The 23,115-nt window shown below is 43.8% G+C and carries 17 protein-coding genes; 8 read left to right on the top strand and 9 right to left on the bottom strand.

All coding sequences use genetic code 11. The features are described 5' to 3' along the window. Window positions 1–98: 98 nt before the first annotated feature. Window positions 99–1,877, bottom strand: a complete 1,779-nt coding sequence (gene mrdA, locus F6K64_RS23500) for a penicillin-binding protein 2 (protein ID WP_008178460.1) — start codon at window positions 1,875–1,877, stop codon at window positions 99–101. Window positions 1,878–2,417: 540 nt separating this feature from the next. Here mrdA and F6K64_RS23495 point away from each other — a divergent pair. The 4 genes from F6K64_RS23495 to F6K64_RS23480 all read left to right on the top strand — a co-directional run bounded on the left by F6K64_RS23495 (window position 2,418) and on the right by F6K64_RS23480 (window position 7,258). Continuing rightward, window positions 2,418–3,572 carry an ABC transporter ATP-binding protein gene (locus tag F6K64_RS23495; protein WP_008178464.1) on the top strand — a complete coding sequence of 385 codons (1,155 nt, stop codon included), beginning with the start codon at window positions 2,418–2,420 and terminating at the stop codon, window positions 3,570–3,572. Between the two features lie 221 nt (window positions 3,573–3,793). Then, window positions 3,794–4,918: an ABC transporter substrate-binding protein gene (locus tag F6K64_RS23490; protein ID WP_008178466.1), complete on the top strand. Its 1,125-nt coding sequence runs from the start codon at window positions 3,794–3,796 to the stop codon at window positions 4,916–4,918. Between the two features lie 327 nt (window positions 4,919–5,245). Continuing rightward, the gene (locus F6K64_RS23485; protein WP_044492088.1) at window positions 5,246–6,109 is read left to right on the top strand and encodes an ABC transporter permease; all 864 of its coding nucleotides are present in this window, start codon (window positions 5,246–5,248) and stop codon (window positions 6,107–6,109) included. 300 nt (window positions 6,110–6,409) lie between these two features. Further along, window positions 6,410–7,258 (top strand): ABC transporter permease, encoded by an 849-nt coding sequence (locus tag F6K64_RS23480; protein ID WP_008178470.1) that lies wholly within the window; start codon window positions 6,410–6,412, stop codon window positions 7,256–7,258. On the opposite strand, the gene F6K64_RS23475 is transcribed toward F6K64_RS23480, so the two are convergent. The 5 genes from F6K64_RS23475 to F6K64_RS23460 all read right to left on the bottom strand — a co-directional run bounded on the left by F6K64_RS23475 (window position 7,212) and on the right by F6K64_RS23460 (window position 10,417). After that, window positions 7,212–7,400, bottom strand: a complete 189-nt coding sequence (locus tag F6K64_RS23475) for a hypothetical protein (protein WP_131826969.1) — start codon at window positions 7,398–7,400, stop codon at window positions 7,212–7,214. The genes F6K64_RS23480 and F6K64_RS23475 overlap by 47 nt on opposite strands. Before the next feature lie 36 nt (window positions 7,401–7,436). Further along, a complete protein-coding gene (locus tag F6K64_RS23470) occupies window positions 7,437–8,378 on the bottom strand; it encodes a polysaccharide pyruvyl transferase family protein (RefSeq protein WP_008178472.1) in 942 nt (313 codons plus the stop codon). Window positions 8,379–8,430: 52 nt separating this feature from the next. Further along, a complete protein-coding gene (locus tag F6K64_RS38370) occupies window positions 8,431–8,823 on the bottom strand; it encodes a Uma2 family endonuclease (RefSeq protein WP_008178474.1) in 393 nt (130 codons plus the stop codon). After that, window positions 8,811–9,143 (bottom strand): Uma2 family endonuclease, encoded by a 333-nt coding sequence (locus tag F6K64_RS38365; protein WP_008178476.1) that lies wholly within the window; start codon window positions 9,141–9,143, stop codon window positions 8,811–8,813. The genes F6K64_RS38370 and F6K64_RS38365 overlap by 13 nt, the downstream gene beginning before the upstream one ends. A gap of 212 nt (window positions 9,144–9,355) precedes the next feature. After that, the gene (locus F6K64_RS23460) at window positions 9,356–10,417 is read right to left on the bottom strand and encodes a hypothetical protein (RefSeq protein WP_008178477.1); all 1,062 of its coding nucleotides are present in this window, start codon (window positions 10,415–10,417) and stop codon (window positions 9,356–9,358) included. Between the two features lie 476 nt (window positions 10,418–10,893). Here F6K64_RS23460 and F6K64_RS23455 point away from each other — a divergent pair, with 476 nt between their 5' ends. From F6K64_RS23455 to F6K64_RS23445, 3 genes are all read left to right on the top strand, one after another. Then, on the top strand, window positions 10,894–12,408 hold the full coding sequence (locus F6K64_RS23455; protein ID WP_202799137.1) for a hypothetical protein: 1,515 nt from the start codon (window positions 10,894–10,896) through the stop codon (window positions 12,406–12,408). Next, window positions 12,401–13,735 (top strand): DUF1822 family protein, encoded by a 1,335-nt coding sequence (locus F6K64_RS23450; protein WP_008178479.1) that lies wholly within the window; start codon window positions 12,401–12,403, stop codon window positions 13,733–13,735. The genes F6K64_RS23455 and F6K64_RS23450 overlap by 8 nt, the downstream gene beginning before the upstream one ends. A gap of 95 nt (window positions 13,736–13,830) precedes the next feature. Next, on the top strand, window positions 13,831–16,308 hold the full coding sequence (locus F6K64_RS23445; protein ID WP_008178480.1) for a CHASE2 domain-containing protein: 2,478 nt from the start codon (window positions 13,831–13,833) through the stop codon (window positions 16,306–16,308). 401 nt (window positions 16,309–16,709) lie between these two features. Here the strand turns inward: F6K64_RS23445 and F6K64_RS23440 are convergent, their stop codons facing one another. Then, a complete protein-coding gene (locus F6K64_RS23440; RefSeq protein WP_267871970.1) occupies window positions 16,710–16,841 on the bottom strand; it encodes a hypothetical protein in 132 nt (43 codons plus the stop codon). A 188-nt stretch (window positions 16,842–17,029) separates the two neighbouring features. Between F6K64_RS23440 and F6K64_RS23435 the strand changes: the two genes are divergently transcribed. After that, on the top strand, window positions 17,030–17,602 hold the full coding sequence (locus tag F6K64_RS23435; protein WP_008178483.1) for a helix-turn-helix transcriptional regulator: 573 nt from the start codon (window positions 17,030–17,032) through the stop codon (window positions 17,600–17,602). Between the two features lie 251 nt (window positions 17,603–17,853). On the opposite strand, the gene hpsE is transcribed toward F6K64_RS23435, so the two are convergent. Both hpsE and F6K64_RS23425 read right to left on the bottom strand, forming a co-directional pair. Then, complete coding sequence (gene hpsE / locus F6K64_RS23430; RefSeq protein ID WP_008178484.1) at window positions 17,854–18,801, bottom strand: hormogonium polysaccharide biosynthesis glycosyltransferase HpsE; 948 nt, start codon at window positions 18,799–18,801, stop codon at window positions 17,854–17,856. A 156-nt stretch (window positions 18,802–18,957) separates the two neighbouring features. Next, window positions 18,958–22,272, bottom strand: a complete 3,315-nt coding sequence (locus tag F6K64_RS23425) for a choice-of-anchor I family protein (protein ID WP_287266407.1) — start codon at window positions 22,270–22,272, stop codon at window positions 18,958–18,960. Between the last annotated feature and the right edge of the window lie 843 nt (window positions 22,273–23,115).

Below are 23,115 nucleotides of genomic sequence, written 5' to 3'. Positions count from 1 at the left end.
ATCCGGTGTCAACAATTCAAAATTATCAAGCTATTCATTTTGAATTCAAAAATGGTGGTTAGTCCTGATTCAAAAGTGACTAACCAGAGTTTCAATCACTAATTATGCTTGAAATAAGCCTCCATCACCTGGCGCACAATCGGTCCTGCCACTGAACCTCCACCGCCGCCGGAATGTTCCACAAAAGCAACAACCGCAATCTCGGGTTTATCATAGGGTGCAAAACCACCAAACCAAGCATGAGCTTTGCCAGGAGGAGCCTCTGCTGTTCCACTCTTACCAGCGGCAGGAGGTAACTCTGGCACCCTCAATGCCGCTCCTGTTCCCCCAGTAACCACAGCTCGCAATCCTCGGCGCAGGGTTTGAATCGTTGATGGCTTCATATTAATCGACACTCGCCCTTTGATGGCATCCTGATTGTTCTTGAGCAAGTGAGGTTTAACCCGATAGCCGCCATTGGCAACTACAGAAAACATCACTGAGGATTGTAAGGGTGTTCCTAGGGTAAACCCTTGACCAATAGACATATTGATGGTATCTCCCACGGTCCATCCCCAATTGTAGTTTTTCCGCTTCCAGGCATCATCCACTATCAAACCACGGGATTCCCCAGATAACTCAATACCAGTTTTTTCACCAAAGCCATATCTACGAGCCCATTCAATCAGGGTTTTCCCCCCAACCCCTCGACCGATTTGACCAAAGAAGGTGTTACTGCTCCAAGCCATAGCACCCACAAATCCCATTGGACCAAATCCGGCTCGGTTCCACTCCCCAAAGGCATGACCACCCACATAAAGGTAAGGATAAGTCTGTAAAACAGTTCTGGGAGAATACCGACCAGATTCCATACCCGCCGAAGCCGTGACTACCTTAAATGTACTGGCTGGAGGAAACCCTCGCATTGCCCGGTTGATAAACGGATTCCCTCTGCCTTGTAGCTTTCGCCAGGTTTCTGAGGTGATGCGAGTCGAGAAAATATTCGGGTCAAAGGTTGGACGAGAAACCATTGCGAGGACAGCACCGGTGTTGGGGTCTATAGCCACGACTGCCCCTTTGCGATCGCCTAATGCTGCCTCGGCTGCCTTCTGCACGTCTAGATCGATGCTTATATGGATAGGTTTACCCGGTTTTGCCTGTTTCTGACCCAGAACCCTGACGACTCGTCCAGCACCATCAACTTCTACTTGCTGACCGCCCCATTCTCCCCGTAGCAGATGCTCATAGGACTTCTCCACCCCCATTTTGCCAACCACATCACCGAGGCGGTAGCCGTCCGCTTTACGCCGTTGCAGCTCTTCATAGTCTAACTCTCCAGTATAACCTAGAACATGAGCCGATAGCTTCCCATGGGGATAGTACCGCACTGCATCAATATCCACCTCTATCCCCTGTAATTCATTGCTGTACTCAGCCAAGGCAGTAACTTGAGCGGGAGTAACACCACGGGCAATCCGAAGTAGGTAAGGAGAGTTATAGCCCGCTTGTTCCAGACGCTTTTGAATCTCAGCGTCTGGTATCTTCAAAATTTGGGACAGGCGTTTGCGAGTTTGGGGCCATTGCTCCTGCCTAAGAACCATCGGCCATACAAATACCGAGTGAGACAACCGATAGCTAGCTAATACTCTTCCCTTACGGTCAAAAATATTGCCCCGTATAGGGGGCTTGGGAATCAGACGAATCCGATTATTTTCTGCCAGCTTTTGGTTGCGTTCCCCTTGAACTAGCTGTAAATAAGCTAAACGGGAACCAATTCCCCCCAGCAAGAATAGGCTCATCAGTACCATAATCACTACGGATTGGTATTTGCGTCCGACAGTGCGGGAATTAGATCGATATACTGCAAATGGAGATAAGGAAGGCTGAATTAATGTCATCGTGAGAGGTCTGAGAATGGGGAATCGGACTTGGAGAACACGGGATTGGGCAATTAAGGCGAATAGTCACCTGATCAATGCAGTAACCTATTGGCTTGGATTCCCAATACGTCCCCCTTTTCAATTAAGAATTAAGGATTGACAATTGACAACAAAACAACAGGACTCACGCCCCAAGCTTGTCGGTTAAAACTGGATATGGGGTTTACGGTGACCGGGTGTAGTGAGCAAAATTGGAACATGCCCGATTAATTGCCCACACCGGTTAGCCTACAGCCGCCCCAAATCCTTGATTAAGGAGGCTCTGATTTGCCCCTGTTCAATAGCTCTTACCATTAGCCTAATATCTCCTAGTCAAGCCTAATACCCAGCAATTTACTTCCGCACCTCAGCTACTGGATCAGTGCAGATCTGTTTAGCTACTGCAGGAGTATTTTTAGGTTCGAGGATAAAATAAACCCAAGGAGAGAAACCGTGTTGCACAGATGCAGACAGACGAGGCATGACTCTGGGGGCATCACTACTGCTGAAATAACCACCATGTTTCAAACGACTGTTAAAGAACCACGTCCGACTGCTACGACTACAGCTAAACTTGATGTTGAACTCCGCAAGGTTTTTAAAGTGTTCGACACCGAGACCGTTGTCCGTGGTGTTGACTTAAGTATCCGTCAAGGAGAATTTTTTAGCATTCTTGGTCCGTCTGGCTGTGGCAAAACTACAACCTTGCGTTTAGTAGCAGGATTTGAGATGCCTTCAGCTGGGGAAGTAATGATTCAGGGACGCTCGATGAATCATATTCCACCACACCGCCGACCTGTCAATACGGTCTTTCAAAGTTATGCTCTATTCAATCACCTGAGTGTATCCGAAAATATTGCCTTCGGTCTACGGCTAAAAAAGCTACCCTCATTGGAGGTTGAGGAACGAGTCAAAGCAGCCCTCAAACAAGTGAAACTAGAGGGATTGGCGAATCGGTATCCCCCTCAACTGTCTGGGGGTCAACAGCAACGAGTGGCATTGGCCCGAGCGTTAGTTAATCGACCAGCGGTACTGTTGTTGGATGAACCCTTGGGAGCCCTAGATTTCAAGCTACGCAAACAGATGCAGGTGGAACTTTCAAATCTCCATCAAGACCTGGGGTTAACCTTTGTGATGGTGACCCACGACCAAGACGAAGCCATGAGTCTTTCTGACCGTATCGCTGTGATGCGTGCAGGTAAAATTGAGCAAGTTGGTTCCCCCAGAGAAATCTATGAAAATCCTCGGACAACCTTTGTGGCGGACTTTATCGGTGATACCAATTTATTTAAAGGTCGTCTGCAACGGTCCGATGCCGACTCACTCGAAATTACCACCAAGACTGGTATCAAGATTGTGGTTGAGTCTCCATCCGTTAGAGAAGTCCTGGATAATTCTAATCCTCAGGATATTGTAGTAGGTGTACGACCAGAGAAAATTCGCCTGAGTCTTTCCCCGCCAACAGTAACAACAACTACTACTACTATGAATTGCTTTGAAGGACGTCTCAAACACGCGATGTACCTGGGTACTCATATTCAATGTGTGGTGGAGTTACTCAGTGGCGACTGTCTCAGAGTCATACTTGCCAACACCAATAACAAGTTACCAGACCCTAACACGACAATTTATGCTCGTTGGGCACCCACGGATTGTCGCGTGTTGGCGGAATAATTTAAAGATTTCGGTAGTTTTTGAGCCTAGTTTGCTGGCAAAATAGTGCTCAGGAAAGCCAGATATTTTTAGTTGTTTACTAAATCAATTTTGGTGGATTAATTATCCTATCCATTTTGGGGTAATGGGTAATCGGTAATCGGTTTTGAATAACTTTATTAAACCTACCCTACTTCGGACGCCTGGGCAACAACAAACCTCAACCTTAAACCTTTTCAATCGTGCTTTCTAAGGATCGACAATCATTCCTAAAACGCCCTACAAGGCGCAACTTTTTACAGCTAGCCACTGTCGCTACCCTATCAGGTCTAACCCTGTCTGGATGTGGCTGGACTCTAGCTAAGGTGAAACCAACACCTCCTTCACCAGGTGACAGAAATAAACTATTTATCTACACTTGGACTAACTATACCGATGATGAGCTACTAGACCGCTTTACCGAAATAACTGGAATCAAAGCTTTAGTCGATGTCTTTGATTCCAACGAAGCTATGCTTGCTCGACTTCAGGCTTCTGGGGGCGGAGCCTATAGCATTATCTACCCGTCTGACTACATGGTGCGGAAGATGGTTGAGTTGGATCTGTTGCTCAAACTGGACTTTGAACGCATCATCGGAATGAATCGACTTTTTTCTAAGTTCCTCAATCCTATATATGACCCCAACAATTTGCACAGTATTCCTCTGAGCTGGGGAACAACGGGTTTGATTTACAACTCCAAAAAACTATCTAAAGTACCGGAGGATTGGAGCTATCTTTGGCAAGATAAAGACAAATTATCGAGACGGATGACTTTGCTCAACGATGTGCGAGAAGTGATGGGTGCCACTTTGAAAATGTTGGGTTACTCGTACAACTCTACCAATCCCCAGGAGATTAAAAAAGCCTATGAAACGTTGGTGGACTTAAAACCAAGTATTGCTTCATTTTCTTCTGATGCTTGGCGATCGCAAATTCTGAGTGGGGATTTATGGATTGCGATGTGTTACTCCTCGGATGCTGCTGAAATCATGGCAGAAAACCCAGATTTGCAGTATGTGCTACCGAAAAGCGGTTCTTCCTTGTGGACCGATACCTTGGCAATTCCTAAAACAGCTCCCAATCTTGAGGGTGCCTACGCTTGGATTAACTTTATGTTAGAAGCAGATGTTGCTGCTCAAATTTGTGAACGCTTGAGCTTCGCCACACCAAACCAAAAAGCCTTTAAGCTATTGTCCCGTGAAATCCAAGAGGATCAAAGTTTGTTTCCAGAATCATCAGCGTTAGAACGTTGTGAAGGTCTTGCACCTGTTGACGAAGTTAGCGAACTTTATGACCGCTACTGGACTAAGTTGACCAGTGGTTAGGAGTTAGGAATTAGCCCTTTTTAACACCCTAAAGTTTAGGAAACTAGTACGGAACGGCAGAAATAAACATACCATTCAAAATACCTCTAAAAAAGAGCGTAACGCTATTGATAATTGCTAGAGATAACAAATAACATTCCAAGAATTAGAGTGATAAAATCCTAAAGAATCAAGCACATTTTGAATAGTTTTCAATTTATATATCAAATATACCATTTTTATTAAAAAATGGTATATATCTTGGAATAATGACTAATAACTAATGACTAATAACTAATGATAAATAACACTGAAAGCGTTACTGATAACATTGCTGAGTCCCCAGTTATGCAAGATAAGAGACACTTACGATGGCAGTGGTTAGAACCCCTAGGATTGCTCAGTCCAGCAGGTATATGGTTAGCTTTGTTGTTGGTGCTGCCAACCCTAGTCATTTTTGAACTAAGTTTGGTACCCAACATTAGACCAGGAGATGTGGTCAATCCCTCTGGTATTGATAATTATTTGCGGGTATTTGATCCAGTAATCTTGCAAGTGATAGGGCGATCGCTTTTTTTGGCCATGGGAACCACTGTGATTTGTCTTCTGCTAGGATTTCCTGTGGCTTATTGGATTGCTCAGCTAGCACCCAAGCGGTGGCAAAATTTACTGCTGCTTGGTTTTATCTTACCGTTGTGGACATCTTCTCTACTGCGTTCTTATGCCTGGATTACCATTCTGCGACCGACTGGGGTTCTCAATACAGTCCTGACTAGTCTTGGACTACCAGGGTTGGATTTGCTCAATCGTAGTGCTGCTGTATTGATTGCCATGGCTTACAGCTTTCTGCCATATATGGTGTTGATTCTCTATGCGTCTATAGAAAAATTAGACAAACGTTTGTTAGAAGCGGCGGCAGATTTAGGGGCAAATCCCTATCAAACGTTTTGGAAGGTAACCGTACCCCAAACTCTACCAGGAATTGCTGCAGGTTCTTTGCTGGTATTTATCTCTGGATTAGGGGATTTTGTTAATCCGGAATTGCTAGGGGGAGCATCGAGTATGACTGGAGCAAGATTGATTTATAACCAGTTTTTAGGAGCTACTCAAAACTGGGGATTTGGGTCAGCTTTGAGTATGATGTTAATTTTGGTGGTGAGTATAGCGATCGCACTTTTGATTAAGTATGGTGATCCAAAAGCACAGCCCTAGCACTATAGTAAAGGGAGTAGGGAGTAGGGAGTAGGGAGTAGGGAGTAGGGAGTAGGGAGTAGGGAGTAGGGAGTAGGGAGTAGGGAGTAGGGAGTAGGGAGTAGAGAAATTCGGATCAACAATTCTCACAATTCCTACAGGGATCCCTATCAAAAGAAAATGTTTGCATTCATAAAAATGGAAAATTTTAACTATAAACTTAAAATTAATTAACAAGTAACAAGTAACAAGTAACAAGTAACAATTTACGAATAACAATTGACGAATAACAATTGACGAATAACAATTGACGAATAACTAATGACTAATGAACAACTATACCATCAGCAGGAGGAGCTTACCCTAGACATGGTAAACTCTCAACCAAAACTCCGGGTTTCTTGGCAAGGTATTTTCTCCCTGGTGATGTTCTTTTATATGTACCTACCCCTGCTGGTACTGACGTTTTATAGCTTCAATGACTCTAAATACAGCGCCCAGTGGCAGGGATTCACGTTTAAGTGGTACCTAAAACTATGGGAGGACGAGAGTGTAAAGACCGCACTATTCAATAGTCTCACGGTAGCGCTAGTGGCAGTAGGGATTTCTGCGGTATTGGGTACCATGATGGCAGTCGGTTTAGCCCGTTACCACTTTCCAGGGAAACGCTTGTATCGAGGGATATCCTACTTACCCCTGATTATCCCAGATATTGCGATCGCAGTGGCAACTCTCATCTTTTTGGCAGTTATGGCTATTCCTCTGAGTCTGTGGACTATCATAGCAGCTCATATAGTTTTCTGTTTGGCTTATATTGCCATTGTTGTTTCCTCCCGTATCACCCAGCTTGACCCTCACCTAGAAGAAGCAGCCCTCGATTTAGGAGCAACGCCTCTACAAGCTTTTATAAAAATCTTACTACCGGAATTGATGCCAGGGATTATTGCTGGTTGTTTATTGTCTTTTGTCCTAAGTATGGATGATTTTCTGATTTCTAGTTTTACCGCTGGGACTGGTGCAACTACCCTACCCATGGAAATCTTTAGCCGCATCCGCACTGGTGTTAAACCAGATATAAATGCTCTTAGTGTTTTGCTAATCCTGGTATCAGGTGCAGTTGCTTTTATCGCTGAATGGCTCCGTTATCGGAGTGTGGAAAATCGGCAATAATCGGGAATCGGGAATCGGAACCCACCCCTAACCCCTCCCAGGAGGGGAACGGGAATCGGGAATCGGAACCCACCCCTAACCCCTCCCAGGAGGGGAACGGGAATCGGGAATTTTTCACTGATAGAAGGTTACTTGATATCATTACATTCCTTAGTTCAGCAACCCCAAAATTGATAATTCATTCTTGATAAGTCATCCTTGATTTCAATTTATCTAATTTTTCTTCCAATTGAGTGGTAAGTTGCTCGATCCGATGGTCATTACTTAAGTAGGGAGATGTAGTTTGAGCGATTCTGAATAGTTGAGTAGCGATTAATTGTTGTTTTTCACCCCAAAGTGTCTTGACTGAACGCAACTGATCTTGTTTGAGCCAATTAAACCAAAAGTGAGCATAACGGATTGAGGAACGAATTCCCCGTGCTGTTCTAGGATATAAATCCCAAAGAGGCATGATATATTGGGGTTGGTATTTCAAACCAACGGATAAGCACCAATCCTGCCATTTAAATGCCAATATAGTTGGATTAGTGCAGATGGGAATCCAAGGAATTCGTAGGGCATCGGCTACAATGGCTCCATGCATAGCTTCTGTTAGTAAGATGTTGGTTTTGCTGATGGCAGATAATACTTGCTCGACAGGCAAACTAGGGTCAATATACTTAAAGCCGATTTGTTCACAAATTTGATGCCAGGCTTGACCGCCATATCTGGCAGATTTAGCATGGGGCATAACGGCAAATTGATGGATTTTTTGACTGGTTGGATGGAAGAGTCGTCTGACTAGCACTGCTCCATCGGTAACGGCTAATTGAGGGGAAATGTCTAAGGCTTTGGCGGAGAGGGGTCCTCTTACACAGTAAATTGTCCAGGAATCTTGGAGTTTTGGTAACTTTTCATAACCGACTCCGCTACTAAAAATGATGATTCGGCTAGCATTGGGTAAACGCTTGGGGAGTAAATTATTTAGGAGGGTACCGATTCCAACAAAGGCGGTGCTTTCATCCTCATCTAGTAAGTTAGGGATTAACTGTTGCCATAGCCAAGGGTTTAGGTCATCGCCGAAGTTATTGAGACCACCAGGGAATCGTTTCGATGAATATTGGTAGTAGAATAGTTTCATTATTGTTATCCCCTAATATGTCGTATTTTACTTCGGTAGAGCCACTAAAGATTTATGTTCCGGCCTTGACCAGCTGGTCAACAGTTAGTTTTAGTTCTGGGAAAGTTGGTGATTCAATAGATTCACAGCCTGTAAAGGTTTTGCCTTCTTTATATTCATTATCAGCTAACTCGTATATCCAAACTGTAGGAATTTTAGGAGACCCAATGTATCGGGTTCCTCCCAGAGCTTTATAGTCAACAATCCAGTATTCTGGAATGCAAAATTTTTCATATTCAGCCAGTTTGGTTAGATAGTCATCTTGCCAGTTGGTACTAACGACTTCCACGATTAACTTAGCTGATTTACCGATTGAGATACTTGACCTGTCTTGATGCAGTCGCTCATGGGGGGGACCCCCAAGACCGCTTAGGTGCGCTTTCCGTAGGCGAATTAAATTCGCCACGGGTCGCACCTCTGCATCGCTTTTTTCCAGTATGGATCTTCCGCAACAGTTTGTTTATCCAATACAATGATATCTGGTAAATAGCCTTCTCCCTCTTGATAGGGTTTGACAAGACAAGTTCGAGGAATAAAGTAGGGTAGTGAAAGTCTCTCAATGTCAACATCTATCTTTCTGGCGATGAGAGCTGCTACTTGTTCGTGGAAACCGGTGGGACGCATAGCTACAATTCTACCATTCCGAAGTTCATAGTTTCCTCCATCCTCTGGGTACTGTTCTAAGAATTCATCAAAGGTTAATAGTTTTGATACTGCTTGAACCATAGTTGGGACTGGTTAATAAGTAGTATTGGGTTAGTATCTAGTTTAAGTATAGCGTTTTACAATGATAGGTTAAACTATTGGTTGCTAAAAAAGGGCTGCATCTATACTCCCTATTCCCTAAAAACCAGCGGTGTAAGTACATCAGCAAATTGATAAATGTTATATAATAAGGAGATAAAACCCATGTACCAAAATCCATTTGCCATCGACTTTTATATGGAATTGTTGCTAGCCAATAAAACTCTTGTTAGTTTATTTTTAACTCGATTTCCCTGAAAGCCAATATAACCCTGTCCCAAGGTAATCTGTTGAGACCAATGAGATTGATTGCACCAACGATAATAGGCAGGTAAGGCAATAGTTTCTAAGAAATAACGCCACTTCTTGGTAGTACTTGAAGGGGTAATCGCTTTGGCACGAATTCGACCATTATTAACCATAGCGCTACGTAAATTAGGCTCTTCTTTCAACCGCTTAAGGGCTGAAATTAACGCGCTAGGGGTAGCCACTTCCAGATAGTCTAGTGGGCTATAGCGTTCTACTTGATAAGCAGCTTCACATCCGAGAATAGCAGGAACCCCCGCTAGCCAAGCATTGTAGAGTTTGGTAGCTGGTTTGGTCAGGTAATTGCGGTGGAGGCAGCCTGTGTTGCCCTCAAAGCTACGCACAGCCACAATAGCATCAATCTGACTGTAGTCATGCCAGCGATTGTCTAGGTTGCTATAGTCATGCCAACGATTGCTATTGATTACTGGTTGCCAAGATAACCCTAGTGCTTGGAGTTGTTGTTGCCAGGAGGGATGCTTTAACTGTAGCGCGAGATTAAATTCATGACCAAAGAAGGCGATGGTTTTAAAGCGATCGCATCGTGCTGGATGGCGCTGAATTAACCCTGGCTGAGTCCAGTGGGGTAGGTAGTAACTATTGCGCAAATGCATTGTTTCCAGAGGATTTTGTACCACATGGAGTTGAGCATAGGGATAGGGTCTTTGTTCAGCTTTAATACAAATCAGCAATAACTTTGGTCCTGGCTTGAGCTGGTTTTTGTGAGCTCGTAAGCAATTGCGGTGGCTCAGGACAATCCCTTCTCTGGGCAATTCTGCTACTAGTTCGCAAGGGAAACCATCGGCTTTCAGGCGTAGATAGGTTTGTAAAGTCCAGGCATAGATACCAATCCCAAAGCCTTTCCAGTTCTCATCGGCACTTTTGGGCATGGTGTCCGGCCAGAAACCCTGAGGAATGTAGAAGTAAATTGGTGGTAATTTATCGGTCATGTGAGGTACTTTTATTCTTGGTTTTAGGAAACAGGGAGTCGGGAGTCGGGAGCGGTGCGACCCGTGGCGAATTTAATTCGCCTACGGAAAGCGCACCGAGGGAGTCGGGAGCGGTGCTACCCGTGGCGAATTTAATTACGGGTCAAGGGCACCGAGGGAGTATAAAAAAAAATTTTTTTGTGCCTCATTAGACTAGTAATCCTAGCAATAATGATTAGCCATTAGGGATTACCCTGACCCAAAAATCCAGGGACTATTTGATAAGTGATTAACGGAACTTGATCTCAACTTTGGCGTCAGCTATCAGCGTGTCGCGTATCAGCCCAAGGCCAATGGCTGACGGCTGACAGCTGACAGCTGAATGCTTACACTTTGTCTTTATCTTGTGGCCAAAAAAAGCGCAATTTTACCATATCATCTTTTGGAAAAAATTACCCGTTTGGGTACTGCGAACCTAAGGATCTGTATGAGACAATATGGCACAGCTAAGCAAAAGTGTAAGGATGGTGCCTCTATCGAGATATTGGGAAATTTTAAGACTTGATCCTGCTAGTGTTGGGTGTGGTTACAAAAAACTGTTACTACCGCTGGCATGGGAGTTTTTTCAACAGAAGTGTCTAGAATTAGATGCTCCAGAAACGCGAACGCATTTGTCGGTGGAGCAGCATCGGGACATTCAAACCTCCCTATACGCCTGGTTTCACCCTGAGGCGTCTGGGTCACCCATAAGTCGTGCTAGAGCAGGACTTTGTCTTCGTTGCTATGTCTCTTACCCAATCCTGAAAGCTTGCAAGAAACTCGCTAGTTTATATAGCGCTAGTCATCACTTCACCTATCGGGATTTGCTGCCATTTGTGCTTGATGATGATGGTAAAGTACTCATCATCTTAGATCAGGATGGTACAACTCAACTTATCCTGAATGGCGATAGGGAAACCAAAAAAACCGATTACCAATTTTTTACCGTTGAAGTATTACGAAAATATAATCTGAATTCCCCATCCAAGTCTAGGTTAGATGATTGGGTCTACTATCAAACCAAACAAAATCCCAAACTCAAAGACTTCTTATCGGAGCGGGGACTTTGTTTTCTCAGTGACTGGGCGCTGCTGAATCGAGCTAGACCGACACAATTTGAACAACTCTTGCCACGCGATCGCAATATCCTAGAAGCCTTTCATGGGGTGTACCGTAGGGACAGACGCCAACAGCCAACAAAAAAAGCTAGACGTTGTCCGGATCCCACTCAGTCTCAACTTGAAGAAATGAGACACCTCTTGCAGGAAAAATCGGTAATTGTCAACTCTCTAGTACAGCTGAGGGATGAACTCAAACATCTAGCCAGACTGCTACGGCAATATGACATATGGATTCGCAGCGGATTTCCGCCATCGGAACCCCTAGAGGTGTCGGATCCGGATACTGGACGGAACCGAGAGTTACCAGACCGAAATTTTACCAACCCTTTAGATGCGATCGCACGACAAGAATTACAGCAATTCTGTGGTCAGCAACTCATAGCCTGTTTGGATTTGGGGATAGAGCAAGGGCTAACGGACCACATTACCAAGCTACAGCGCAGTCGAAGTTATGCCCGTTTTGCATCAAAGGTTATATCAGGTCTTGAACTGATCTACTGTCGCGGTAAATCTCAAGCCGAGATTGCCTCTATTTTAGGAATGACCAATCAGTCCCAAGTGAGCCGGGTGCTAAATCCAAAGGATCTGCTCAATCGGGTGCGGTTTTGGACAATAGACAAACTTTTCCACATTATCTCCCATGCAGCACATCAGTTTAATCTAGCAAATATGTCTAGGGATCCAGACTATTTTAAAAACCTAATGGAACACCTAGAAGCTTTCGTGGATGCTGAAGTCTTCCAAGAAGCAGCTGCAGAAATCATGACAGGGAAAAACCGTTCTACTAATAGCCTATATACCCAGCGACTATGCCGCTACCTTGAGAAAGCGATCCAGGAAAATCATGACTAGTTATTCTGTTAATTCCACCGACCTCAGGCTTGTGCAACCAGAATGTATTTGGTTAGAGTCCGAACAGTTTGAGCAAGCAGTACAAATGAGCAATCAAGTCATCTCAGAAGCACGCCAATGGCAAACCTATCTGAATGGACTAGGATTACTTAGTTTTACACAATGGTTAGAGGAAAAGTTATCTAATATCCTGATATCTCATAATTGTTGTTCTTTACGACAACCTAAATACGCTAATGTGATTGAAGCGGTATGTAATCTTATCGTAGGCGAATTTAAGATTTGTTTACTTACCAGTGAGAGTTTAATTGATGAAGTAGTCACTGTACCGATAGCCGCCATTGATTTACCAGAATTTGCTGCTCATTTCTATGTTGTAATTGAAGTGCAAGAAGAGCTAGAAACTGCTATTATTCGAGGCTTTATCCGTTACGACGAACTGGTTAATTATCGACAAGTTTGTAATTTACATCCTGAAGTTGATTGGAACTATAGTTTACCTCTATCATTGTTTGATCCTGAGCCAAATCACCTACTCTTTTATTTACGTTTCTTGGATTCCGCTGCCATTGAGCTACCAGTAACTTCCCCTAATTCACTCCCTAGGCTATCTCTGAATCAACCTGACTTGGAAACATTAGAAACATTATTAGATCGCCTACAATATCCTGAGCAAACTCTTTGGCAAACCTTAACTTGGGAGCAAGGGCTGACTATACTCCAAAGTCCTGAATTACTGGATTTGTTATATCAGTGGCAACTAACTTCCCACAGAACAAAGTCCCTTTCGATTCGGATTACAGAAGTATTTACTATCCTAACTCAAAAGGCTATCAATACCCAGGAATGGTTGGAGGGTAAATTAGACGAATTGGCTCAAGGTTTAGGATTGTTTATCCCTGAAACCATTACTGCGAATTCATCGGTATTTCGGTCAATTGATAAATTCGATAATGTGATTAATGAGCTTAGATATCAAGGAATGGACATTCCTCCCGAACCAGGTCGATCCTATCAGGACATTGATTTAGGTGAAATTGCTTTACGACTATGTGCCGTCACCTGGCCGATTGACTCTCCAATTCCTCCCCCAAAATGGTCATTGCTGCTAATTTTAGGAACCCAGCTTGGTACTCCTTTACCTGATGGATTCAAGCTACAAGTTAGCAATCTAAGGTCTATTATACATGAGCCTGTATCAGCGCTTGATGATCCATTTTTGTTTGCCCGTGTGGAAGGACGCTCAGATGAAAAATTTGTTGTAACTATTATCCCACCGGATAGTTCAGCACAGACCTTATCTCCTTATGCATTCGATCCTAGTTAAACAGCATTTTCAGTTATTGATTAAAAATGAAACAGGGAACATCGAATCTGTCAACAGGGAAATTTCATAAAAATATCCGAGGATTATTTTGGGTAATGACTACAGTTTTTGAAATTAAAATTTGGGATAAAAAAGATGATAATTCTTGTTTCTTTTTGCTGCTATGGGATGACAGAAGAAGGCAGCTATCTGCCAGCCTGAACTATTGCCAGGAAATACAAAGATGTTATCAACGGTGGCGACAGCGCTACACTAGGTTTTACGAATTTACGTCAGTGAAACCTATAGGAGATAGTGGCAGAATTAATCCTGGTTCAGGTGACCCATGTTATGATTTGATGGAGGCAGAAAGAGAGTTCCTCAATGCTTTCCAGCGTTGGTTAGGAGAAGGCGAGGTTCGTAAGATTCAACAGCGGATTCGAGACGAATTCACTCGTGTTGCTCACTTGATATCGGAAGACGGCAAGGGGATTGGTACTCACCCCAGTGTTGATATTTTCGTAGCTTGTGACTCTATAGAAATGGAACGGTTACCATGGGAAACTTGGGAACTTGCTCCTGAAGGCACACCCCTGGGGAGGGTTCGCATTTTCAGAAGCGCTATGGATAATCCGGATCCCATTGCTTGTACTAAGCCCCTGACAGCTTGCAGTGCGACCCCGCGCTTTTTCAAAGCGCTAGGGAACGCGCACCTTAGAAAAACCCGCATTCTAGCTATCTTCGGAGATGATCCCAGACTACCGTTGCAGGATGATTGGAAAGCTGTGCGATCGCTTAAGTCTATTGCTGAGGTCGAGCGAGTAACCTGGCAACCCCATGAAAACCATGTCGATATCAAAACCAAAATTGCTAATGCTATCTGTGATCAACGAGGCTGGGATGTGCTGTTCTTTGCTGGACATAGCGATGAAACCACAACCACAGGAGGAAGACTTGCGATCGCTCCGAATATATCCCTGTCGATTAGTGAACTCGAAGAAAAATTAACTCAAGCTAGAGAACATAGATTGCAGCTGGCCATTTTCAACTCCTGCAGTGGTCTGAGCATTGCCAACTCTCTGATTAAACTTGGGTTACAGGTAATAGTGATGCGGGAACCCATTCGCAATGATGTGGCTCAGAGTTTTCTCCAGCAGTTCTGTAAGCCCCTAGCTGACCATAGAGATGTTTACGATGCACTACTCGAAGCCTGTCAACATCTCCAATCCGTAGAGAAATTTGCCTATCCCTCTGCCTATCTGCTGCCCTCTTTATTTAATCCTCCCGGTTTGATTCCCTATCGCATTGAGCGGTTTGATTGGAAGAAAATGCTGCTGCAGTGGTTACCGACAAGACCAGAAGCGATCGCATTGGGAACAGTTTTACTGCTGAGCGTCATCCCAGCTATTCAAGTAGAATTATTGTTCGATATCCGAGCGTTAGTTCAAGCTGTCTATCGTAATTTGACGAATCAAGTACCAAAGCATACCTTAGCGCCTGTTTTGTTAGTTGCCATCGATCAGGAATCTCTAGATCAAGCTGATGAAGCAATAGAAAGCACACAAGGTAAGTTGATTGATTCCGAATACTTAGCCAAGTTGGTAAGACACCTATACGCCTTGAATGCTCAAGTAATCGGCATTTACTACAGTCGGCATATCTACCAACCTAGATACGAAAACCTTGATCAAGCCATTCGCTCTGCTGTGGAAAAGCAGAATACTTGGTTTGTGCTAGCAACAGATAAACAAGATAAAGTCGCTAGTCGCAAATGGAGTTTAGAAGGGTACATAGACTTTGAGCCTTGGACTATTGAACAGCCTCTAGATCCCACCTGTATAGACGAGTCATGTCCGTTTGCCTATCAGCTAGCAGTAGCTCATCTGCTCAATCACCAGTCATCTTCAGATAGTTTACCCCAGCCAACATTAAACAGTACAGTAGATTTTCAGTCCCAAGTCAGTGATTATCTAAAGCCAGGAAAGACTCACAATCAAGGGCTGATTCCTTTCAATCAATCTGCTCCTCCTTTTGGACTAGCTTCCATTATTGACTTTTCTATTCCTCCTAGACAAGTTTACAAATCTATTACAGCTAAGGAACTTCTCAATTTTCCTGTGCCTAATCCAGAACTCCAACACCATGTGATGCAGCAAGTTGTTATCATCACCCATGGTGACTACAATGACACCGAAGATGACTTTTACTTTCCGTCAGTTGCTGGCTATTGGTGCCATTACTATCAACCTGTTGAACAGGATCTAAAGCAGTGCCTCGAAGTATTAACTAGAGGAGAAGTATTTGCTTATATGGTTCACCATATAATCCGGCAGCATCGGGTAGTTTTTATTCCTGATCATTGGGTTATTTTTCTAGGGGCATTCCTAGGAAAATGGACTACTATTATCCTGGTCAAAAAAACATTACTACAGCGACATGAACAGGTATTAACCTTGGGAAGTATAACAGGAATATACGGATTATTTGTATTGCAGGTTTATATCTCAGCATTAGTATTGATTCCGTGGTTTTTACCGTCAATACTAGTTTGGTTTTACTATAGTTTCGCTATCCAAAAATATTATTTAAGGTAGGAGTGATTTTGAATAAGATATATTCCATGACTAAGCTAAGATCAAAACTTACGAATACTAATACCCAAGTGCCAATGACTCAAACAGAAAAACATCCACGAAAAAGACAAAAAAGACCATGGTGGAAGAAGCCCTTAGATAATTCCATTTTTCAAAACATCGTTAACTCGACAGGGAATGAATTCGAACAGGAAGATAGCTTGACATTAAAGTTATTCATGATTTTAATTATCCTTATTAGTTTTTTTATACTCCCTTTTCTAACTCAGTTTCTAGATTTTCAATGAATAACACTAGTGCTGAGGTAAGCATTCAGCATTCAGCTATCAGCTATCAGCTATCAGCTATCAGCTATCAGCTATCAACTATCAGCTATCAGCTATCAGCTATCAGCTTATGGGTTAGGTCCGATGCGTCGAAGCCTGCCCCACAAGGCTGACCACTGACCGCTGACCACTGACCGCTGACCACTGACCGCTGACCACTGACCGCTGACCGCTGACTGCTGTTGGCGTAGCCTGCGCGTAGCGCATATGCTTACAACTCAACACTGACGCCCTCAAATGAACAAGTGATACCAGAACTGGATAGCTAACTGCATAAGCTCAAAGCCGCTACACCTATGGATTGTAGTAGGAACCTGTAGTAGGGACTTGTAGTAGGTACCTGTAGTAGGTACCTGCTCTGTTGCAGATTCGTAACGTTCACATAGGTCTAGAGGATGAATACTCAGGTAAGACAGTTTAACGGTGTTCTCTTACAAGGGGTAGTAGAAGGATTAATGGATGGTGTCTTGATTCTGAACGCTCAGGGAGAGTTAGTTCATAGCAATTGCTATGGTCGCTTTATTTGTGCTCAACTGGCAGTGGATAGGTCAAAATCTAACGTTGTTCCCAAAGAAATCAGGCGTGTTTGCCAAGCTGTGCTCGACAGCTGTGAGTTATATCCAAATCAGTCAATAATTATCGAGTCTGAAATTATTACTGAACCCTCAACATCTTTTCGGATTCGAGCCGTTAAGCTCACCTTAGACTCCTTTGAAAATCCCTGCATTTTAGTAACACTAGAAAATCACGATCAATATGCTGGGAGTTTTGCGATCGCAGAGGTGAATAAATATGACTTGACTCCTCGTGAGGCCGAAGTTTGGTTACTGCGTCGTGCTGATTACAGCTATCAGGAGATTGCTGATGAATTGCTCATTACTCTCAACACGGTTAAGAAGCACTTGAAAAATATTTATGCTAAAATTAAATTTTACCAATTTAAACAGCAATTTTTAGAAGCTAATTAAATTATTTAGTTATAGCAGCCTAGGGAGTCGGGAGTCGGGAGCGGTGCGACCCCGCACTTTTTTAAAGCTAAGCGTGAACGCGCATTCCCTGGGAGTCGGGGTCATAAAAATGTCTTTAACTATACCCAATTATCGAAAACTACTTCTTCGCTCTCCCCACACTAGCCACACTAACCCCTCTCCCCACACTCTCTTCCCTGTTCCCTATTCCCTTTTCCCTTTTCATACATGCCAGCATTTTGTCTTATTATTTATGACTGATTTCCAAAAATCCAATGATAAAATGGACTAAAGAAGCTATTCACAAAAAGTTCCAGTTCGCAAGCTGCTACTAAATCTGTCTTGAGGTGTTGGCGATATCTAATCAGGTGAAGGATAGTCTTGCCCAAATCATTGATTAGGTAAACTAGAATCATGAAAGGCTTTTGCCAATGTTGAAAGCGCAACATGCGAGTGGGATACCGACTTAAGCCCACACCTCGAAATAATTTCAATAAATAGTCTTTTTCCAAACGCCATTTGGGAATTTGATGCTCAATACACATTTGAGGGTTATGCCAAATTTCCCAACCGGCTTTTTGAATATAGGATAAGGTTTCTATATCTTCTCCTTTAGCAGATAGGGATGTCGCACACACCCCCTTGAGCCAAGGCTGTTCAGGAACATTATTTAACCAGGCTTGCTTACGAATCACTAACCCCGCACCCACAGGAAATACCCCTTGACGAGGCTGATAACAAAATGGCTCTTGACCTCGTTCTATGATAGCGATAAAACAAGCAATTCGGTTAAAGTTTTCCGGTGGTTTAACTTCATAGTCTCCATAAATTTGACTACCATAAGCACCAGCTTGGGGATGGGAATTACCAAAATTATAGGCAGCACTAACCCAATCAGGAGTAGGGAGATTATCATCATCTAAAAACCCGACATACTCACCTTTAGACTCCTGGATAGCACGGCGTCGAGCAAATGCTATCCCCTGTTTTGGTTCAAAGTAATATCGGATCGGATAAGCTTCTGGATGGGATTGATACTCCTGAACAATTTTGCTGGTATTATCAGTGCTGTTATTGTCAATAATTATAATTTCCCAAGCAAAATGGTCAGTTTTAATTTGAGACAGTAATCGTTTTAGAACCTTAGGTAGACGAGTTTCGCCGTTATAGGTACAGATAGCAACTGTGAAATCAATCATGGGTAGTCAACCATTAGAGTCCCTTTTGAATTAAGAATGTAGAATTAAGAATTAAGAATTAAGAATTCTGCATTCTGCATTCTACATTCTGCATTCTGACAGACAACCTACCCTACACCGAATCGCCTTGGGCGAACAACCTTCAACTGCTCTGCCTTAAGCAACCAATATAAAAGTCGTAGCAGCATTATCGATCAGGGTTTCAGCCTGCACCTGATTCAGGATTGCTAAGGTTTCATCACCGAAGCTAATCACAGCGTTGTTACTTTCTTGAGTAACCGATAACTGACCAAAGGTTAACCCATCTGCTAAACCGATGAAGTCTTCACTGACTTGGAAATCCCCAATCGTATCAGTTCCTTCACCAGCGGCCAAGATGAAGGTATCACTACCATCACCACCAGAGCCATTATCACCAAATAGGGTATCATTGCCAAGACCGCCTCGCAGTAGGTCATCCCCAGCATCACCCCAGATTTGGTCATCACCTTTCTGACCAAACAGGGAATCATTACCGGCTTTTCCACCAATGCGATCGCTTCCAGCACCCCCGTAAATTACATCATCCCCTCCAAGGGTATTGTCAGAGGAACGGCTGTTGAAGTCACCTCGTAATACATCATCTCCATTCCCCCCAAAGATAGTATCATTACCTAAAGCACCAGCAACTGTATCATTGCCAGCTCGGGCAATGATTGTCTCATCAGCTTCGGTGCCAACTAGTTCATCATCTAATGGGGTTCCCGGACCGGGGTTGACTGAAAAGATAGTAATGGTTTCACTGTCTTCTTGAGCCACTATCAGCAGGGGTTCACCATTGGGGCTGTCTTCCACAGGAATAAATGTTAGCCCCTCAGGCTCACGGTCTACTGGCTCATCTGGATTGCCACCATTATCATTGGGCAGATATTGGACAAATTCAGGAGCCGTGGGATTAGTGACATCGTAGACAATCACCCCGCCTATTCGTTCGAGGCCGATAAACGTGTAAGTGCGATCATTAATGACCCCGGTGACAATTCCTTCCGGTTCTGGTCCTTGATTGTCACTGCGATCGTCAAAGGTATCAGGAGTGCCGCTAGAATTAAATAGTTCAGGAACTTGCTGAGCTGTAATTCGTTCAAAATCATCACCACTATCAAACACTAGGTTGCCAAACTGATCCCAAATTGAGAAAGAGCGCCCACCGTAGGAGAATAGCTGGTCAAAATCACCATCATTATCCAAATCCCCATCAATGGTAGATATTCTCAAACGACCCAGTTGAGACTCTTGTTGCAAGGTTTCAGCATCGGGAAACGCATCTGGGTCGAGGGTCAAGTTTGCAATCCGTTCCTCTTCATCCCTGATATCCCCTTCATTGGCAGTGACGTAGTAGGTTTGACCGTTTGCCTCAAAAGATGCGATCGCATCTGGTTGGTATAGACCGAAAACCGGCCAATTTTGGATGTTGATGGCATCATCCTCATTACTAGCATCCAGGGCATTGTTCTCACCCAGGTCGATCAGACCTAAGACCACAGGAGTTGGATTGGGGTTCAGAGGAACCGAGCCATCCACCGGAATCTTCTGTTCGAGTACTCCAAAGTCATTGTCATTGAGTACAGCCAGTTTGCCATCATCCAGTAGCGCTAGACCTTCTGGTTTATCACCAGCGAGATACCCAATCGAAGGCAGGTTTGTCACTTTTATCTTATTGACCGCCTGAATCCCAAGAGCATCTAGGTCATCCGCACTCAACTGCTCTAGAGTAGAGTCAGTGGGTAGTGTGGGGGCATCCGGAGCAAGCAAATTAGTGGCTTTTGTCAGGTCTATTTGGAAGATAAACTTCTTTGCTTTATCACCAACTGCGGAATCTCGCTCAATGACAAATAATTTTCCATCCTCAGCGTATACCGCATCACCAATCTTATCTACTCGTCCTCCACTACGTAAAGCAGGGTCTTCGAGCAAGTAAACATACTCAGCAACGGCATTACCTGTGGTAGTATCAATTCCGAGAATCCGAATCACATCCGAGCTATTAGACGTAGCACGGTCTGGATTCTGTAAAGGAGTTTGAATAAAGGCGTAGAGGATATTATCGTCTGGATCCAGAGCTACGGCCTCAAAGCCACGGTTACGGCGGCGATTGGCGTACTCCTCAGGTAAGGACTCAGTGCCAAAGCTTCCCACTGCTGCACCAGCCAAGGCAGCTGTTCCTTGGGGAACAAAGCGGTCAATCAGGACACCATCGGTATCAAAGTGGTAGATAGCTGGACGGTACTCATCCACCATCCAGAAGGTGCCATCCGCAGCGATTACTACCCCTTCCAGGTCAGCACCAAACTCATCTAAGGGCAGCAAATTGCCAGATAAGTCTACTGGTTCTTCATCCACCCCTGCAATATTGGGTAGTCCTGTGATTGGTGTGGTGCTATCTTGACGGGTCAAGAAAATGGTTTCGGTAATGGTGATCTCGCCAGAGCTGGGATTTAACTCAAAGCGGATCACGCGAGCTTGGTAATCCGGTAAGGCAAAGGGTCGTTCTTTACTCCCATCCCCATCCACATCAGTGGGTTCACCATTGGGTCCCCGGTCAGGAACCGTTACAAACTTCAAGTTGCCAGTTGCTGCATCCGTCCCTTCGTAGAATAAGCCAGACAGTCCGCCCAGTTTAATCTCCTGACCCCCTTCGGTAGTACCAAGTACAGGCAAGTCATTGAACTCAAATAGCTCTAGGGTGGGCTGACCTTGGCTGTGGTCTTTCACACCCAGAGGCAGGATATCCACCACTGTAGCGGACTCCAGGTCTAGCACCGCAAAGGCATTGTTTTCCTGGAGGTTGACAAAGGCTGTAGTACCATCGCTTGAGACAGCAATGAATTCTGGTTCCACATCCTCAGCAACAGTCTTGTCTGGGAAAATACGTACACCTTTTGCCCGGAATTCCGCTTCACGACCATTGAAGGCGCTGAAGTCTGCTGTAGCGACATTGTCTTGGGTTAGAGTTGCTAACCCACTCGACACATCAATGATACTGATCGATCCTTCAGGATCAATGCCATCATCCGCTACTCCTTCATTAGCAACCAGTATTTTGGTGCCATCAGGGGTAAACATGAGCATATCGGGTAGGGGCCCCGCTTGCACTACCTTCAGGGCATTGGGGTCAGCGGGATTTGTCCGAAACGCCGCAATATCTATAATTGCTACCTTCCCTGGATCAGTAGAGGTGCTAGCTTCTAAGGCTAGCGCCAGTAAACCATTGCTATAGGCTACGCTATTTGCTCCATCAACGTCAGGTATCAAAGAAGCAATATCAATTGGTGGTATTGCCTGAGTTGGATTGCTCGGATCACTGAGGTCTAGCACTTGCACCTCAGTTCCACCAGATACTACAAATAACTCTTGAGATATGGGGTCGTAGGCGGTAATTTCAGCGCCAATCTCACTAGAAAAGCTACCAATTTTCTCTAATATATCTGCCACAAATTCATCCTAGGTAGTAGACGGCGAGTACCTATATCAGCTATTAGCTATCAACTTATTGAAAGTTTTATAGCAATAATTATGTACTCATTACCCTGTTCCAAAGGAACCGCTTCGCGAATATTAAAATGCCTAATATTTTCTTGATTATCAAGAATTAAACTAATTTATTAGGACTTAATTATTAGGGTTTTGTTGCTCGATTAAATAGGTAGGTTAGTAGCGTTAGCGCTAAGGTTTTATAGTGTTGACTGTCCTTCAGGTTAATTGTTGAGAATCAACAGTTAAACCTCAGCCTATTACGTTAATTTCCTACCTACTTAGTTAGGGGTTGCGTCTGAACTCTACAGCTAGTGTTAATAATTAACCTTTAACCTGGAGATAGTGTGGCGATGGCTGAATAACGCCAACACTGATAGCATCAATATAACATCAATATAACATCAATATAATAGCAAGCTATCTGTGCTTTATTGAACGTTATTGAATAAGCTATTTGCTCAATCTGATCTGCATTCGCGAACGGAACATCCCATTGAGTGTGAACTAATTCAAAAAGAACAGCCAATGGAATTACCCACTCATACTAGGCTTATGACTAGCATGATGCTACCATGATGATAGCTATCACCTTGACTCCCTTCGGGTATGAGGATTTAACTTGATAATCCAGCCACATCAAGGCGGACTTTATTTATCTAGTTACCCATAACCTTGGTCTGGAGTTCAACGGAGTCTACCTAAGCTGATCTTCGATTCATTATCAAGTAGATTTTACCCTTTCCCTGATTTCATTGCAATCACTAGTTCAGCAACACCGACTTAAGGTTTTATTGAATTTTA

Source organism: Moorena sp. SIO3A2 (assembly GCF_010672265.1).
In the GTDB taxonomy this organism is placed as follows: Bacteria; Cyanobacteriota; Cyanobacteriia; order Cyanobacteriales; family Coleofasciculaceae; genus Moorena; species Moorena producens.
This window is presented reverse-complemented; position numbering and strand designations above follow the sequence as displayed.